Source organism: Bacillus sp. AR4-2 (assembly GCF_008274865.1).
In the GTDB taxonomy this organism is placed as follows: Bacteria; Bacillota; Bacilli; order Bacillales; family Bacillaceae_G; genus Bacillus_A; species Bacillus_A cereus.
Window position 1 is genome coordinate 3,528,002 of the sequence record NZ_CP031062.1, and the last position, 16,334, is coordinate 3,544,335.

Consider the following 16,334-nt stretch of genomic DNA (forward strand, 5'->3'; position numbering starts at 1 on the left):
GAAGCACATTTCATCTAGTTAGCGGGGGAGAAAATTCATGGCATGGGAGATTTTTAGCATCATAGGCACAATCGCTTTCGCACTAAGCGGAGCCATTGTTGCAATGGAAGAGGATTATGATATTTTCGGGGTGTATATTTTAGGAATGGCAACCGCATTTGGGGGAGGTGCCCTTCGTAATTTATTAATCGGTTATCCGATTGTCGCGTTTTGGCAACAAGACATGTTATTCCAAATCGCACTTTTATCAATGACTATTATTTTTCTTTTTCCAAATAAGTTAATTAGACATTGGAAAAAGTGGGAAAATATCACTGACGCTATCGGCTTATCAGCATTTGCTGTACAAGGAGCATTATATGCCCAAAAATTAAATTTACCAATTAGCGCCACAATTGTAGCAGCTGTTTTAACTGGTATTGGCGGCGGTATCATTCGCGATCTTTTAGCCCGCAGGAAACCTCTCGTTCTTCGAGCTGAAGTATATGCCTTTTGGACAATTTTAGCAGGTTTTTTAATTGGCGCTCAAATTATTGTTAGCGATTGGGCTCTTTACATTTTATTCATTTTAATTGTTTGCTTCCGCATGGTTTCTATTCATTACAAATGGCATTTACCACACAGACGTATCGAAACGAAAGAACGTTCAATCCATAAATAGCAATCTAACCTCTTTACATATCGTAAAGAGGTTTTTCTTTTCTAACGATTTTTTCTTTATATAATGTTTATACTAATTTTTAAAGTGAGGTGAATACAAATGACAAACCACGTTAATAAAGGAGCTCAAAAAAGCTCAGTAAATCAATTTGGACACGATCCTAATTCAGCACACGAAAAGAGCGCTAAAATGGAACACTTCCATAAAGTACACCAAGAAAAAGAAAAAAAAGAGTAAACGAACTTATACACAAAAATCGACGCACAGTTTATGTACTGTGCGTCTCCTCTTCGAGCATCAAATCCATACTCGATATTCCAATTAAATCATTTTTATCATAGGCATCTTCTTGCAACAACCGCATCGCCTGTGTACGAATTGATTTTTCAACAATATTCCGTACATACCGCCCATTACTAAACGATGTAATTTGCGACGAATACTTTACAGCATGTAAATGATCCCTAAATTTCCATTCAGCCTCTTTCGATAACTGATATTCACGATCTTCATACATTCTTTTCCCAATTTCCAACAACTGATTTACCGAGTAATCCGCAAATTCAATAATAAATGGAAAACGAGATTGCAGCCCTGGATTTAATGAAAGAAAGTGATTCATCTCTCTTGAATATCCAGCTAAAATCAATACAAAACCATGTTGTTTATCTTCCATATGTTTTACAAGCGTATCAATTGCTTCTTTTCCAAAGTCCTTCTCTCCTCCTCGAGCTAAAGAATACGCCTCATCAATAAACAAAATACCTCCCATTGCTTTTTTTATTAAGTCTCTTGTTTTTTGAGCTGTATGGCCGATGTACTCTCCTACAAGATCAGCACGTTCAGCTTCAACCAAGTGGCCTTTCGATAGAATATTCATCTCAAACAGCAATTTCCCTATCATTCTAGCAACAGTTGTCTTCCCTGTACCTGGATTCCCTTTAAACAGCATATGAAGTACTTGCTTCTCTGACTTCAATCCCTTCTCTTGTCTTTTTTTATTCACATAAATCCAAGCATATATTTCTTTTATTATCTTTTTTATATCATCCATCCCAACAAGCTTCCCCATCTCTTCTTCAATTCTCTGCAGCATTTCATGTTTAATTGCAGTTTCATTTGAAATTACCGTTTTATTTTCTGCGGCTGGCAAAGAAATTTTCTTTCGATGGTTTAACACAATATTAATTTGATTGTTGTTTTTCTTTCGCATCGATTGTTCCATACAATCACCTCATTTTATCCACTCACCAAATATTATTATTCCTGTCCCCCTTGTAAATGCCTATTTTCAGAAAAGTTTGCTATAATATAAGAAATAATTAAGGTGGTGGGACTATGGAGACAACGGAATTCCATGATACAATACAAGCCTTTTCTATTTTTTTATTGAATAAAGGCCGAAAACCCTCAACTATTAAACGTTATGTTTATGATGTTGAAGACTTCGGACATTGGTTAGAAAAAAACAAAAAGCTCCCTTCCAGTAATATATGGGCTACACTTTGTACAAAAGACTACGAAGATTACTTTTCCGATTTAAAAACGAATCGACATTACTCAGAAAAAACGATGCATCGTGTATTTATTGTACTAAATAGAATGCATCATTTTCTAAACATTCCTAATCCATTGAAAAATATGGAGATATCTATTCAACCAGACCGTACACTTCGTAACGAAGATTTCATTTCACCTGATGAAGAAAAAAGGTTAAAGTATATAGTCACTTCATTAGAAGGACTTTCAGAAAAACAACTTCCTGTGCGCCCCTTATTAATGGATCGCAATATTGCTATTTTAAATCTATTGATTGACTACGGTTTATCCTTACAGGAACTTACAGCATTAACAATGCATCACGTTCACTTTGAAACTAACACATTATCAATCCCAGCAACCGCAGGTGTAGAAAGAACAATTACATTAGCAAAAGAAGACAAAAAACAACTATATAATTATTACAAAAGCATCCCGGAACCAGTTCGTCCTAAATACCATAGTGATGATCCATTATTTGTCGCATTCGATTTTAACCGTGGAACATACAGGTGGGTATATGAAAATGATGCACCAAAGGCATTAACGGAAATTGCTATACAAAAAATGATTCGCCTCGAAGTGGCTAGAGCCAATTTACGTAAAGGAATTTCAGGACAACATTTTCGTAACACCTATATTTTAAACTTAATAAAAAAAGAAACTCCTGAATCAGAAATTATAAAACTCGCTGGATTCAAATCAAAAATTTCATTAAAGCGATATTATCAATACGCAGAAAATAGAAAAAACGCCTTATTGTAAGGCGTTTTTTCTATTTTTTCTTTAAACAAACGATTTTACTATGACCATTTAACTAATTTCTGCATCTACTATGATGAGTTTCGTTCACATTTTCGTGAGAAAGGAGAGATTTAATGTCTCGTTATAACGACAATCAAAACAAATTCTCCAAACCATGCTTTCCAAGTAGCGCCGGACGAATCCCAAATACTCCATCAATCCCAATTACTAAAGCTCAACTTAGAACATTTCGTGCGATTATTATTGATTTAACAAAAATAATCCCAACACTTTTCGCAAATCCATCTCCCCAAAATATTGAAGATCTAATCGATACATTGAACCTACTGAGTAAATTTATTTGTTCACTAGACGCTACTTCCTCCCTGAAAGCACAAGGGTTAGCTATCATTAAAAACTTAATAACTATATTAAGAAATCCAACCTTTGTAGCAAGCGCTGTATTTATTGAGCTTCAAAATCTCATTAACTATTTACTATACATTACAAAATTATTCCGAATTGACCCTTGCACACTTCAAGAGCTCCTTAAATTAATAGCAGCATTACAAACTGCTCTAGTTAATTCCGCTTCGTTTATTCATGGACCTACCGGACCTACTGGACCAGCAGGCGCTACTGGTGCTACCGGTGCCACTGGACCTCGAGGTAACACGGGCGCTACCGGCGCTACTGGACCTCAAGGTAACACGGGTGCTACTGGTGCTACCGGTGCCACTGGACCTCGAGGTAACACGGGCGCTACCGGCGCTACTGGACCTCAAGGTAACACAGGTGCTACTGGTGCTACCGGCGCCACTGGGCCTCGAGGTAACACGGGCGCTACCGGCGCTACTGGACCTCAAGGTAACACGGGTGCTACTGGTGCTACCGGCGCCACTGGGCCTCGAGGTAACACGGGCGCTACTGGTGCTACCGGACCTCAAGGTAACACGGGTGCTACTGGTGCTACCGGCGCCACTGGGCCTCGAGGTAACACGGGCGCTACCGGCGCTACTGGACCTCAGGGTAACACGGGTGCTACCGGTGCCACTGGGCCTCGAGGTAACACAGGTGCTACTGGTGCTACCGGACCTCAAGGTAACACGGGTGCTACCGGTGCCACTGGGCCTCGAGGTAACACAGGTGCTACTGGTGCTACCGGACCTCAAGGTAACACGGGTGCTACCGGTGCCACTGGGCCTCGAGGTAACACGGGCGCTACCGGCGCTACTGGACCTCAAGGTGTTCAAGGTAACACGGGCGCTACTGGTGCTACTGGACCTCAAGGTAACACGGGTGCTACCGGTGCCACTGGCGCTACTGGTATAGGAGTTACCGGACCTACCGGACCTTCTGGCGGGCCTCAGGGACCTACTGGACCTCAGGGACCTCAAGGTAACACGGGTGCTACTGGCGCTACTGGACCTCAAGGTGCTCAAGGACCTGCTGGTGCTACCGGTGCCACTGGACCTCAAGGTGTTCAAGGTAACACGGGTGCTACCGGTGCCACTGGACCTCAAGGTGTTCAAGGTAACACGGGTGCTACCGGTGCTACTGGACCTCAAGGCGTTCAAGGTAACACGGGTGCTACTGGACCTCAAGGTGCTCAAGGTAACACGGGTGCTACCGGTGCTACTGGACCTCAAGGTGCTCAAGGTAACACGGGTGCTACCGGCGCTACTGGACCTCAAGGTGTTCAAGGTAACACGGGTGCTACTGGACCTCAAGGTGTTCAAGGTAACACGGGTGCTACTGGACCTCAGGGTGTTCAAGGCAACACGGGTGCTACTGGACCTCAAGGTGCTCAAGGTAACACGGGCGCTACTGGACCTCAGGGTGTTCAAGGTAACACGGGTGCTACCGGCGCTACTGGACCTCAAGGCGTTCAAGGTAACACGGGTGCTACCGGCGCTACTGGACCTCAAGGCGTTCAAGGTAACACGGGTGCTACCGGTGCCACTGGGCCTCGAGGTAACACGGGCGCTACCGGCGCTACTGGACCTCAGGGTGTTCAAGGTAACACGGGCGCTACCGGACCTCAAGGCATTCAAGGACCAACGGGTGCTACCGGCGCTACTGGCATAGGAGTTACTGGACCTACTGGACCTTCTGGTGGACCTACCGGACCTACTGGGCCAACTGGACCTAGCTTCCCTATAGCAACAATTGTTGTAACAAACAATATTCAGCAAACAGTACTGCAATTTAATAACTTTATTTTTAGTACTGCAATTAACGTAAACAATATTATCTTCAACGGCACAGATACAGTTACTGTTATTAACGGTGGTATTTATGTAATTAGCGTATCCATTTCTACAACTGCGCCAGGATGCGCTCCACTCGGAGTAGGCATTTCAATTAATGGAGCAGTCGCAACTGATAATTTCTCTTCAAATTTAATAGGCGACTCACTTTCATTTACTACAATCGAAACATTAGCAGCTGGTGCAAGAATTTCTGTCCAATCTACTCTTAATGAGATTACAATCCCTGCGACAGGAAATACTAATATCCGCCTTACTGTATTTAGAATCGCTTAAATTTCATCATATATTGTTTATGACAAATAAAAAAAGAGCGAGGAAACTCGCTCTTTTTTGTTATGTACAATAATTCATTACTATTCTAATTCAATTGAAACATTTTTTTGTGGTACAAATGTAGAAATTGCATGTTTATAAATAAGCTGCTGCTTACCTTCTGTTTCCAGCAGGACTGTAAAATTATCAAATCCTTTAATTAATCCACGAAGCTGGAAACCATTTAATAAGTACAGCGTAACAAACGTATTTTCTTTACGGAGTTGATTTAAAAACTGATCTTGAATATTGATTGATTGCTTCATGTCGAATCCTCCTCTTTTTCTCTACTTACTATTATTCGACTTTACTTGTAACTTTCCTTCTATGTATCGTAAAATTTCTGACGTTTTTTCACCGTCTGTAACATCAAACCACGTGACATCCATTTTATTACGGAACCACGTTAATTGACGTTTTGCATAACGACGCGAATTCGTCTTTAATTGTGACACCGCATCTTCTAAAGAGGCTCGATTCTCAAAATAATCATAGATTTCTTTATATCCAATCGCTTGAATAGATTGACAATCTCGTATCCCTCTATTATACAGCCCTTCTACTTCCTCTAATAGGCCTTGTTCCATCATCAAATCCACTCGTAAGTTAATGCGATCGTATAGCATTTCTCGATCCATTGTCAAGCCAATTAATGAAACATCATAGAGTAACTCTTTTTCTTGTTTCTCAATTTGGTCACTCATTTTTTCACCCGTCATGTGGAAAATTTCTAACGCCCGAATGACACGTCGTGCATTATTTGCATGAATACGCTCCGCACTTTCTGGATCTACTTCTTGCAATTTTTTATGTATATATTCCACACCGCGTTCTAAAGCTAACTTTTCCATTTGCTCTCGGTATATCACATCACCAGCATCATCTGTAAACTGATAATCGAATAAAACAGATTGTATATAAAGACCGGTCCCACCAACTATAATTGGTAATTTACCACGTTCTGTAATTTCTCGAATATGCTTGCGAACACGTTCTTGAAATTCCGCGACAGAAAATGAATCTTCCGGATTTTTTATATCGATCATATAATGTGGAATTCCGTCCATCTCTGCTTTTGTTACCTTTGCAGTTCCAATATCCATCGTTCGATAGATCTGCATGGAATCACCACTAATAATTTCACCGTTCAACGCTTTGGCAAGATCGATACTTAACTTCGTCTTTCCAACAGCAGTTGGTCCAATGATGACAGCAACTTTTTCACGTTGCACTTCTCCCATATCATTCAACTCTCTTTATGTAATATACTCCATCTATTGATTATACCCAATCTTACCAATTTTAACGGCATGATTGCAAGTTCTTTCATTTCGGTACATGAAATTACACAGAAAAAAGAACATAGTTTGTCCAATTCTGCATATACATGATAAAAATAGTTTCGAGAGGATGAGTTAACTATGAAACAATCCACCATCAATTTTTCATCTTTGACAAAAGACCTCATTTTAGCCACTTCTACAAAAGAACAAAATTGTTCACAAGAGGAATTATACTTCGCCCTAAATTGTTTACTACGGGCTTTTCATTCTACTCTCCATGAAACAACATTACATCCAGAAAATAAAAATACAGAATATATACAAACGCAATTTTGCAGTGCATATAAAATTATCACAGGTAAAACTATTTATCCATTTCAATAATCCATAAAAAGCGGCTGCTTACATAGTTTCAAGCAACCGCTTTTTATATTAATATCGATAACCTATTGTATAACTTTCACTTTTACAGATTTGCGCCCCCAGCTATTAGCACTACCATCTGAACCGACTAATACATCAATACGATTTCCTTTAATCGCACCACCGGTGTCTCCAGCAATCGCTTCTCCATATCCTTCTACCCATACTTTTGATCCAAGCGGAATTACTTTCGGATCAACAGCAATTACTTTCATATTTGGATTTGCTGTTAAATCATGCCCCATTGCAGTTAATACACGACCACCATACGAACCATTCTCACTCGGATCTGCTGTATATGCCGTCGCTTCTACTGTAATTTCACGACCACCAGTAGGCGCACTTGTTTCAGTAGATTTTGCAACTGGTTTTGCAGCCGGTTTTTCTTTTACCACAGGTTTACTTGATTCTACATTCTTAATAGAATCGTTACTCTTAACAGACTCTTTATTCTTAACTACTGTATTATTTTTAACTGGCGTATTTGTTCTAGCTGGCGCTTCTTCTTGAGCTACAACCTCTTTCTTTTCGATTACAGGTGCTGTTCCTGTTAAAAATGGCACGTGAACATATCCAACTTTTCCATTGTAGTCGAATTGTAACCATTCATTTTGAACTTGATTCGTCGTTTCAATCACATCATTTTTATTAAGTTTACCTAAAATTTCAGAATCAGTATTCGCTCCAGCACGAACATTTAATACGCCCGCCGTTACATAATATGTGCTCTTTGTAAAATCGGCACTTACAAACGCTTCCTTACCGTTCAACTTAATTTTTGTCCATCCATTTTCTGTATTTATAACATCTAGTGTATTCCCACTGAACACTTTACCTACAAGCTTTGACTCTACATTTGGGTTTTCTCTAACATTTAATACGTCTGTTGTTACAATTGTTTCCGCTTTAGCAGAACCCGCAAAAATCCCAAGACCAAAAACTGCTGCTGTTGCTATACCTAATAATTTTTTCATGAATAGCCTCCATTTGCTTTGTTTTCGTATTTTCATTATAGCAACAGATTTTTAGAATTTTTAGAAATCACACAATTACAAAGCATTCGTAATATATGATTAACGAGTTGTAACATAAATTTCCATATTAATAAAATGTATTCCTCATACAATCTCCAGTGGTTTTCATATATTTTTCATATACGAGCACAAGAACTTTTTTCCAGAAAAAATTACAGTGTTACTTTTTTGTTACAAAAAAGTAACAATTCGTTACATATTTCACCAAAAACATCAATATTCAATTGTTAACCTATTTTTTTGTAATAAAAAGAGAGCAGCTACTAAAAACTGCTCTCTTTTTATTTGTTATTGAACTTTCTTTTTCCAAACACCTAGCATAACAGCCGAAACAATTGTTCCAATTAATATAGAGAAAATATATAGTAACGGTTTATTTACTAACGCTATTACAAATAATCCACCATGCGGTGCCGGTAATGTAATTTGGAATAACATAGATAACGCACCTGCAATACTTGAACCAACAACACAACTTACGATTACTCGAACCGGATCTGCAGCAGCAAACGGAATCGCACCTTCTGTAATGAACGATGCTCCCATAATATAATTGGTTAAACCAGATTTACGTTCCGCTTCTGTAAACTTTGATTTAAAGAATGTAGTTGCGAATGCAATCGCAAGTGGCGGTACCATCCCACCAGCCATAACTGCTGAGTGCACTCCAAAATTCTGTGCTTCTATTGCAGCAATACCAAACGTAAATGCCGCTTTATTAATTGGCCCCCCCATATCAATTGCCATCATACCACCTAAAATAAGACCTAGTAATATAGCATTCGTACCGTTTAAACCATTTAACCACCCTGTCAACATTTCATTTAATGCTACTACAGGCGGAATTACTACTTTTTGCATTACAACTCCTGTAATCAATAATCCAAAGACTGGATATAACAATACAGGTTTAATTCCTTCTAATTGTACTGGTAGTCCTGAAAATAATCTTTTCAACCCTAAAACAACATATCCAGCTAAGAAACCAGCAATTAACCCACCTAAAAATCCAGCATTCGCATTCGCCGCTAAAAATCCACCTACAACACCAGGCATAAAACCAGGACGATCAGCAATAGAACTTGCAATAAATCCAGCTAAAATTGGTACAAGGAATAAAAACGCACCTGTTTTTCCTCCACCAATTGACATGAACAATTCAGCTAAAGGACCTTCCGCCTTTATACCACCAAACGAAAACGCTAGCGCTATTAAAATCCCGCCACCAACAACGAATGGAAGCATATTACTTACACCGCTCATTAAATGCTTATAAATTCCTAATCCTTTTTCTCCCTCAATACTTTCTGATTTCCCGTCCTCTTTTACACCTTTAAAGATTGGTGCATCTTGTTTGACAGCTCGCTTAAGCAGATTTTCCGTTTTTCGAATCCCATCAGCAACTGGCACTTGAATGACATGTTTACCAGCAAAACGATTCATTTCTACTTGTTTATCCGCCGCAACAATAATAGCTGTTGCACGTTCAATATCCTCTTTCGTTAAACCGTTTTTAATACCTGTTGATCCGTTTGTTTCAACTTTAATCGCTATTCCTAACTCTGTCGCTTTTGCTTTTAAGCTATCCGCTGCCATATATGTGTGAGCGATTCCAGTTGGACAAGCTGTAACAGCAAGTACGTACGGTTCATTTCCTTCTGGTTTTGCGACTTCAATCTCTTCTTCTTTTTCATTCTCTTTTTCATCAAATAGTTGAAGAAGCTCACTTTCATCCTTTGCTTCTAATAGTTGCTTGCGAAATCCTTCATCCATTAATAATGTCGATAAACGAGACAACGTTTCTAAATGAGTATTATTCGCTCCTTCACTTGCAGCAATCATAAAGAATAAGTGTGCTGGCTGTCCGTCAAGCGACTCATAATTGATACCGCTTACACTTCTACCAAAACAAATCGATGGTTGTTTAACAGCCTTTGTCTTCGCATGAGGTATTGCAATACCTTCCCCTATTCCAGTCGTACTTTGGGACTCCCGCTTTAAAATAGCTTCTTTAAATTCCGTTTTACTATTTAAACGATTTGCCCCGTTTAATTTCTCAACTAATTCATCTATGACAGCTTCTTTATTTGAAGCTGTCAAATCCATAATGACTGTATCCCTTTTTAATAGTTCTGTAATTTTCATATGTTGCTTCCCCCTATCGCTTAGCTACAATTACTTGCGACAATAATTCTTCTACTTTTTCCTTCTTACATAAATCAGCTGAAAATGCTGTTGCACTCCCTGTTGCAACGCCGTATTGAAATGCCTTTTCAATATCTTTTGTCTGTTCATATTTGCCTACAAACCCTGCAACAAGAGAATCCCCGGCCCCAACTGAATTAATTACAACACCTTTTGGAACAGTCGCTTCATATATACCTTCTGCCGTAAATAATAAAGCTCCCTCTCCAGCCATCGATACGATAACGTATTTTACACCTTGTTCAATTAATTTTCTTCCATAAGGTAAAACGTCCTCTACTGTTGAAAGCTCCACTCCAAACAACTCACCAAGTTCATGGTGGTTTGGCTTAATTAAAAATGGCTTATTTTTAATTACATGTTGCAGTGCACTTCCACTTGCATCTACTACTACACGAATACCTTTTTCAGCTCCAAACGCAGCAATTGATTCGTAAAAGGTACTTGGAATAGAAACCGGTACACTCCCAGCAAGTACAACACAATCTCCAGGTTGCATACTCTCAATTTTTTTCATTAACTGTTCGAACTGCTCTTTTGTTACAATAGGACCTTGGCCATTTAATTCTGTTTCTTCTTCCCCTTTTATTTTCACATTAATGCGAGTATCTTCATCTACTTGGACGAAGTTTGTTGTTACACCTTCCGTCTGTAATACCTCTTTAATAAATTGACCAGTAAATCCACCAGTAAATCCAAGTGCTATATTTTTAACACCTAAACGCTGAAGAACACGAGAAACATTAATTCCTTTTCCTCCAGGAAACTTCATATCTTTTTCCGCTCGATTTATTGTTCCTAAATCAAAAGAAGAAACTTGCACTACATAATCAATAGATGGGTTTAAAGTAACTGTATAGATCATTGTTTATCAGCCTCAATTACATTGGTTTGTCTTTTATATTTTTCTAAATCAATTTCTAAATGGTTTGTAATAATATTTGCATCTTCAACATTTGCAATTTTCGCAAATGCAACTTCTGAAAACTTACTTTCATCAATTAAGAAATATCCTTCGTTTGCTAATGTTAATGCCATTTGTTTTAAGAGCGCTTCTTCTGGATCTGGCGTTGTAAAGCCAAGCTGTTCATGTACACCATTTGCACCTAAAAAACATTTATCAAAACGATACTTCTGCATACTTTCCTGTGCCATAGCACCGATTAAAGCTTTCGTCCTACTCTTCATCATTCCGCCTAGTAAATACGCACGAATATTATTTTCAACTAAAGCTTCAATATGCATAAGTCCATTCGTAACGACAGTAACATCTTTATTTATTAAAAATGGAATCATTTCAAATGTTGTACTTCCTGCATCTAAATAAATACAATCACCTTGTTCAATAACGCTAGCCGCATACTTAGCAATTTGTTGTTTTATTTGAATGTTTTTGGATGATTTTTCAACCATCGTTGGTTCTTGCCCTTTTCCTGTTAAAACAGCGGCACCACCATGAACTCTTTTTAATAACCTTTGCTTTTCCAATTGCGCTAAATCACGGCGAATTGTCGATTCAGAGCTTTCTGTTCTTTCAACTAATTGCTGTAATTTTACAACTTTCTGTTCTTTTACAAGTTGCAATATCATTTGATGACGTTCAGGAGTTAACATTTTATTCACCTCTTCTTTGATTACAGTATAATGAAAACGGTCACAAAAATCAACCGTAAACAATCAAAAATAATCAAAAACATCCAAAAACGTTTATAAACAGCAAAAAGAAACCTATTCGATCAAACAATCAAATAGGTTTCTTTTCTAAATTCACTTATAAAGAAGCTTTATATATACTTAAAACATCATCTTTATTTAATTTTTTAAAGTTACCAAATTCACCATACGCCATCGCTTTATCCGCCATTAAATCAATTTCATTTTCTCCAATAGCGTAATCAGATAATGTTACTGGCGCCTCAATTGAAGTCCAAAATTGACGTAACGCCTGAATTCCTTCTAACGCAATTTCTCGATCAGTCTTTCCATCTGTTTCTACATTGAATACTCGAATAGCAAACTGTTTAAAACGACTTACATTTTCCTCTACAACATGCTTCATCCAGTTCGGGAATAAAATCGCAAGGCCACCCCCGTGTGGTATATCATGAACAGCAGAAACTGCATGCTCAATATTATGAGTCGCCCAATCTCCTTTTACTCCCATTGCTAAAATGCCGTTTAACGCCATAGTACCACAATATAAAATAGTTTCTCTATGCTCATAATTTTCTAAATCACTTAAAAGCTTAGGAGCTGTCTCAATTACTGTTTTTAAAACAGCTTCACAATAACGATCTTGTAGTTCTGTATTCGTTCCATGATGGAAATATTGTTCTAATACGTGCGACATAATATCTACCATACCGTAAATTGTTTGATCTTTCGGTACAGAAGTAGTATGAACTGGATCTAAAATCGAAAACTGCGGGAAAGTAACCGGGCTACCCCATCCATACTTTTCATTCGTTTCCCAGTTTGTAATTACCGAGCCTGCATTCATTTCAGATCCTGTTGCTGCAAGAGTAAGTACAGTACCAAATGGTAATGCCTCATTAGCAAATGTTTTTTTCGTTACAATATCCCATACATCTCCATCGTACTTACTACCAGCTGCAATTGCCTTCGTACAGTCGATTACACTTCCTCCACCAACTGCTAAAATAAATTCAACACCATTCTCTTTACAAATTTGAATCCCTTTCTTTACAGTTGATACACGTGGATTCGGTTCAACACCTGTTAATTCAAATACTTCTGCATTAATATCCTTTAAAATAGAAATTACATTATCATAAATACCGTTTCTTTTAATGCTGCCTCCCCCGTATACGAGAAGAACTTTTTTACCGAACTGTGGAATTTCAGTTTTTAGCTGTTCTAATTGACCTTTACCGAAAATAAGTTTCGTTGGATTACGAAATACAAAATTTTGCATATTTCTTTACCATCCCTTCTATATGAAAAGCAACTATACTTTTGTATACCATATTTTTTTCATTTCACAAAAATATTTGCTTAATAAAAAAATCCCAGCCTACAGGCTGAGATTTTTTTATTGGTAATAAGGTGAGATCATTAAGTAAACAATAACACCAGATAAACTTACATATAACCAAATCGGCATCGTCCAACGTACAATTTTACGGTGACGTGTTAATTGATTTGTAAAACCAAATACAAGCGCAAACAATGCAAGTGGTACGATAATTGCTGCTAGGATAATATGTGTAATTAAAATGATGAAATACACATATTTAATGAATCCTTCTCCGCCAAAATGTGTTGCCGGCGCTAAGTAATGATACGATAAATACGACACACAAAATAGTAAAGTTGTCGTAAATGCTGCAAGGATAAAACCACGATGCATTTTCACATTCTTTTTAATAATAGAGAATAACGCTGCTAATAAAAATACGAACGTAAAGCTATTAAAAATCGCGTTTAACATTGGTAAAATCGTTACATCAAAATGTACTTCTCCTTCATAGCCAACAGGTCCAAAGAACAAAAATAAAATAATCGCATTTACAATTACAGAAAGCGTTATCACAATAGGAGCATAGCTTTTCTGATTTGTTGATTGATCCACCAAAATGGTCACTCCCTCTTCCTTCAAGTATGTATACATAACCTCACTATTTTAACATATTATTCACAGTGTAAATGTGACAATAGTTTGACACAGCAAGACCAGACAAAGAAAAAAATCCTTCTTAATAAAACTTCTTAAGAAGGATTTTATCGCTTTATTATTCAAATAGCAATGCGATTAGTTTTTGTTAAAAAATGTATCGCTATATGCTTGAAAAATTTCAGACACTTGATATCCCATTAATGAAATTGCTGTTAATGAAAAGAAACCAATCATAAGAAATCGAAACCACATATAAATCTCCTCCTTGTATTTAGCTTAAAAAACATTCGCTATATTACAAGTTGAGTGGCACTCTTCATCGTCACTTTCCTTTTTCCTTACAATTGCTGTAATAAATCGAATCATAAAGAAAACTACAAAAGGAAATTGTTCGTAATTCACATTGGCATAGTTTAGCAACGGCTCGCGCTGCACATCGAACGGAGATGAGAAGGAATAGAACATACCTTGCTCTTCCATATATACAATTACAATTTTCATGCAAAATACGATTCCTAGAAACGAAACAATATCTTGCCATTCTGTCGTATATAACAGGTTATACAGCTCTAATACATACTCTTCCATCATCATCCCCCCTTCCTTTTTTACCATTTTGCTCGCCTTCGTATAAAAAGTCAAGAAAAAAGTTTATATTCACTATGACAATAGTAATTACTTGTTTCTATGATTATATATGATTCTTTTATAGCAATGATTGGGTGTAACTCTCTTCGAAAATAAGAAAATTAGAATCGAACAGATTCCTCATTCTTACTTTTAGGATGCAAAACTGTGATATTTTTATTTCTATTAAAAATAAAATAAGAAAGTATTATAAGAACAGTAACAAACATTGTTAAAAATGCTTGTGAACGTAAAGTATCAATTGCGAACATCGCAACTAAAACTGCTATAATAGCAGCAATTGTAACATACGTTACATACGGAAAAAGCCACATTTTCACTTTCAAATTTTGTTGTTCTACTTTCCCCATTTTTTTACGCATCTTTAAATGCGAAACTGCAATAACGAGATAAACTAGTAACGCAATCCCGCCAGATGCATTCACTAAAAACAAAAAGACTTTATCTGGAGAAATGTAACTAAACACAACTCCAATATAAGCGAAGAAAGTTCCAAATAAAACCGCTCGAACGGGAACACCACTACTGTTCAATTTTAAAAATGACTTTGGAGCATCTCCTCTTTCTGCCATTGAAAAAAGCATTCTTGAATTTGTATATAAGCCTGAATTTAAGCAAGAAAGTACAGCTGTTAAAACGATAAAATTCATAATTTGTGCTGCCGCTGGTATTCCTATATGTTCAAGTACAGCTACAAATGGACTTTTTAATATGTTTGCTGAATTCCATGGCAGTAGCGTGACAACTACCGCTATAGACCCAATAAAAAATACAAGAATACGCCAAATCACACTGTTTGTTGCTGTTTTTACTGCTTTTACAGGTTCTGCAGATTCACCTGCGGCTACTGCTACAATCTCTGATCCCATAAATGAAAATATAACAACAGTAATTCCAAGCAGGACCGAACTTATACCGTTTGGCATAAATCCACCTTGTCCAATTAAATTCGAAGTGCCGGGTGCTTCTGTTCCTGGAACAAATCCTAAAATAACAGCAAGACCTAGACAAAGGAACAAAACAATACTTATTACTTTAATAAAAGAAAACCAATATTCAAACTCTCCAAATGATTTCACCGAAAAAACGTTCGTCAGCGTTAATAAAATTGTTAATATTAAACTTAATAACCAAAGCGGTATTTGTGGAATCCAATATTGGATAATACCAGCACCTGCTGTGGCTTCTATTGCAATAACAATTACCCAAAAAAACCAGTATAACCAGCCTATTGTATAACCCGCCCAAGGACCAATCGCTTCTCTTGCATACGTTGCAAATGAACCACTTGTCGGATTAACAGCTGCCATTTCTCCTAGCATTCTCATGACGAAAATGACTAGAAGTCCTGCTAATGCATATGAAACGATAGAACCTGGTCCTGCCGAATGTACAACTGCACCACTTCCAACAAACAAACCAGCCCCTATTACACCGCCAATTGAAATCATTGTAATGTGGCGTATTTTGAGGTCTTTCTTTAGATTTTTATCCAAATCTTGTACATCCCCTTCCAAACTAAATTTTAAAATTTATGTAAGAGTACTGTGCGAAAGATTTTGTCCTATACTTTAA

Annotated in this window: 16 protein-coding genes; 5 read left to right on the top strand and 11 right to left on the bottom strand. The window is 37.5% G+C overall.

All coding sequences use genetic code 11. From position 1 onward, the window contains the following. The first annotated feature begins 37 nt into the window (after positions 1–37). Together DN399_RS18145 and DN399_RS28145 are read left to right on the top strand one after the other, a co-directional pair. Positions 38–661 (top strand): trimeric intracellular cation channel family protein, encoded by a 624-nt coding sequence (locus tag DN399_RS18145; protein WP_000312266.1) that lies wholly within the window; start codon positions 38–40, stop codon positions 659–661. A gap of 99 nt (positions 662–760) precedes the next feature. Continuing rightward, positions 761–898 (top strand): hypothetical protein, encoded by a 138-nt coding sequence (locus DN399_RS28145; RefSeq protein ID WP_000181503.1) that lies wholly within the window; start codon positions 761–763, stop codon positions 896–898. A gap of 31 nt (positions 899–929) precedes the next feature. On the opposite strand, the gene spoVK is transcribed toward DN399_RS28145, so the two are convergent. Next, the gene (gene spoVK, locus DN399_RS18150) at positions 930–1,886 is read right to left on the bottom strand and encodes a stage V sporulation protein K (protein ID WP_000438174.1); all 957 of its coding nucleotides are present in this window, start codon (positions 1,884–1,886) and stop codon (positions 930–932) included. A 113-nt stretch (positions 1,887–1,999) separates the two neighbouring features. On the opposite strand from spoVK, the gene DN399_RS18155 reads away from it, so the two are divergent. Both DN399_RS18155 and DN399_RS18160 read left to right on the top strand, forming a co-directional pair. Further along, a complete protein-coding gene (locus tag DN399_RS18155) occupies positions 2,000–2,965 on the top strand; it encodes a tyrosine-type recombinase/integrase (protein WP_000450326.1) in 966 nt (321 codons plus the stop codon). Positions 2,966–3,078: 113 nt separating this feature from the next. Further along, positions 3,079–5,490: a Gly-Xaa-Xaa repeat protein gene (locus DN399_RS18160; RefSeq protein ID WP_149149879.1), complete on the top strand. Its 2,412-nt coding sequence runs from the start codon at positions 3,079–3,081 to the stop codon at positions 5,488–5,490. Between the two features lie 80 nt (positions 5,491–5,570). Here the strand turns inward: DN399_RS18160 and hfq are convergent, their stop codons facing one another. Both hfq and miaA read right to left on the bottom strand, forming a co-directional pair. After that, positions 5,571–5,795 carry an RNA chaperone Hfq gene (gene hfq, locus DN399_RS18165; RefSeq protein ID WP_000813896.1) on the bottom strand — a complete coding sequence of 75 codons (225 nt, stop codon included), beginning with the start codon at positions 5,793–5,795 and terminating at the stop codon, positions 5,571–5,573. A 21-nt stretch (positions 5,796–5,816) separates the two neighbouring features. After that, the gene (miaA, locus tag DN399_RS18170) at positions 5,817–6,770 is read right to left on the bottom strand and encodes a tRNA (adenosine(37)-N6)-dimethylallyltransferase MiaA (protein WP_149149880.1); all 954 of its coding nucleotides are present in this window, start codon (positions 6,768–6,770) and stop codon (positions 5,817–5,819) included. Positions 6,771–6,950: 180 nt separating this feature from the next. Between miaA and DN399_RS18175 the strand changes: the two genes are divergently transcribed. Further along, positions 6,951–7,196, top strand: coding sequence for a hypothetical protein (locus DN399_RS18175; protein WP_000814429.1), 246 nt, complete (start codon positions 6,951–6,953; stop codon positions 7,194–7,196). Positions 7,197–7,258: 62 nt separating this feature from the next. On the opposite strand, the gene entD is transcribed toward DN399_RS18175, so the two are convergent. From entD to gabP, 8 genes are all read right to left on the bottom strand, one after another. Beyond that, the gene (gene entD / locus DN399_RS18180; RefSeq protein ID WP_000734610.1) at positions 7,259–8,209 is read right to left on the bottom strand and encodes a cell wall-binding protein EntD; all 951 of its coding nucleotides are present in this window, start codon (positions 8,207–8,209) and stop codon (positions 7,259–7,261) included. A gap of 348 nt (positions 8,210–8,557) precedes the next feature. After that, entirely contained in the window at positions 8,558–10,414 is a 1,857-nt protein-coding gene (locus tag DN399_RS18185; RefSeq protein ID WP_016123255.1) for a PTS fructose transporter subunit IIABC, read from the bottom strand. 13 nt (positions 10,415–10,427) lie between these two features. After that, positions 10,428–11,339: a 1-phosphofructokinase gene (gene pfkB / locus DN399_RS18190; RefSeq protein WP_048535082.1), complete on the bottom strand. Its 912-nt coding sequence runs from the start codon at positions 11,337–11,339 to the stop codon at positions 10,428–10,430. Beyond that, a complete protein-coding gene (locus DN399_RS18195; RefSeq protein WP_048535084.1) occupies positions 11,336–12,088 on the bottom strand; it encodes a DeoR/GlpR family DNA-binding transcription regulator in 753 nt (250 codons plus the stop codon). The genes pfkB and DN399_RS18195 overlap by 4 nt, the downstream gene beginning before the upstream one ends. Before the next feature lie 157 nt (positions 12,089–12,245). After that, entirely contained in the window at positions 12,246–13,409 is a 1,164-nt protein-coding gene (locus DN399_RS18200) for an iron-containing alcohol dehydrogenase (RefSeq protein ID WP_025708990.1), read from the bottom strand. Between the two features lie 117 nt (positions 13,410–13,526). Continuing rightward, on the bottom strand, positions 13,527–14,069 hold the full coding sequence (locus DN399_RS18205; RefSeq protein ID WP_000228315.1) for a DUF420 domain-containing protein: 543 nt from the start codon (positions 14,067–14,069) through the stop codon (positions 13,527–13,529). A gap of 318 nt (positions 14,070–14,387) precedes the next feature. After that, on the bottom strand, positions 14,388–14,726 hold the full coding sequence (locus DN399_RS18210) for a hypothetical protein (RefSeq protein ID WP_002026213.1): 339 nt from the start codon (positions 14,724–14,726) through the stop codon (positions 14,388–14,390). A gap of 134 nt (positions 14,727–14,860) precedes the next feature. After that, positions 14,861–16,255 carry a GABA permease gene (gene gabP / locus DN399_RS18215; RefSeq protein ID WP_000360111.1) on the bottom strand — a complete coding sequence of 465 codons (1,395 nt, stop codon included), beginning with the start codon at positions 16,253–16,255 and terminating at the stop codon, positions 14,861–14,863. Positions 16,256–16,334: the final 79 nt, after the last annotated feature.

Bases quoted from the DNA above. Each gene is read 5' to 3' on its own strand.
- hfq (WP_000813896.1), bottom strand. From the start codon at position 5,795: ATGAAGCAATCAATCAATATTCAAGATCAGTTTTTAAATCAACTCCGT.
- DN399_RS18145 (WP_000312266.1), top strand. From the start codon at position 38: ATGGCATGGGAGATTTTTAGCATCATAGGCACAATCGCTTTCGCACTA.
- DN399_RS28145 (WP_000181503.1), top strand. From the start codon at position 761: ATGACAAACCACGTTAATAAAGGAGCTCAAAAAAGCTCAGTAAATCAA.
- DN399_RS18175 (WP_000814429.1), top strand. From the start codon at position 6,951: ATGAAACAATCCACCATCAATTTTTCATCTTTGACAAAAGACCTCATT.
- DN399_RS18155 (WP_000450326.1), top strand. From the start codon at position 2,000: ATGGAGACAACGGAATTCCATGATACAATACAAGCCTTTTCTATTTTT.
- DN399_RS18185 (WP_016123255.1), bottom strand. From the start codon at position 10,414: ATGAAAATTACAGAACTATTAAAAAGGGATACAGTCATTATGGATTTG.
- DN399_RS18200 (WP_025708990.1), bottom strand. From the start codon at position 13,409: ATGCAAAATTTTGTATTTCGTAATCCAACGAAACTTATTTTCGGTAAA.
- miaA (WP_149149880.1), bottom strand. From the start codon at position 6,770: ATGGGAGAAGTGCAACGTGAAAAAGTTGCTGTCATCATTGGACCAACT.
- entD (WP_000734610.1), bottom strand. From the start codon at position 8,209: ATGAAAAAATTATTAGGTATAGCAACAGCAGCAGTTTTTGGTCTTGGG.
- DN399_RS18160 (WP_149149879.1), top strand. From the start codon at position 3,079: ATGTCTCGTTATAACGACAATCAAAACAAATTCTCCAAACCATGCTTT.
- spoVK (WP_000438174.1), bottom strand. From the start codon at position 1,886: ATGGAACAATCGATGCGAAAGAAAAACAACAATCAAATTAATATTGTG.
- DN399_RS18210 (WP_002026213.1), bottom strand. From the start codon at position 14,726: ATGGTAAAAAAGGAAGGGGGGATGATGATGGAAGAGTATGTATTAGAG.
- pfkB (WP_048535082.1), bottom strand. From the start codon at position 11,339: ATGATCTATACAGTTACTTTAAACCCATCTATTGATTATGTAGTGCAA.
- DN399_RS18195 (WP_048535084.1), bottom strand. From the start codon at position 12,088: ATGTTAACTCCTGAACGTCATCAAATGATATTGCAACTTGTAAAAGAA.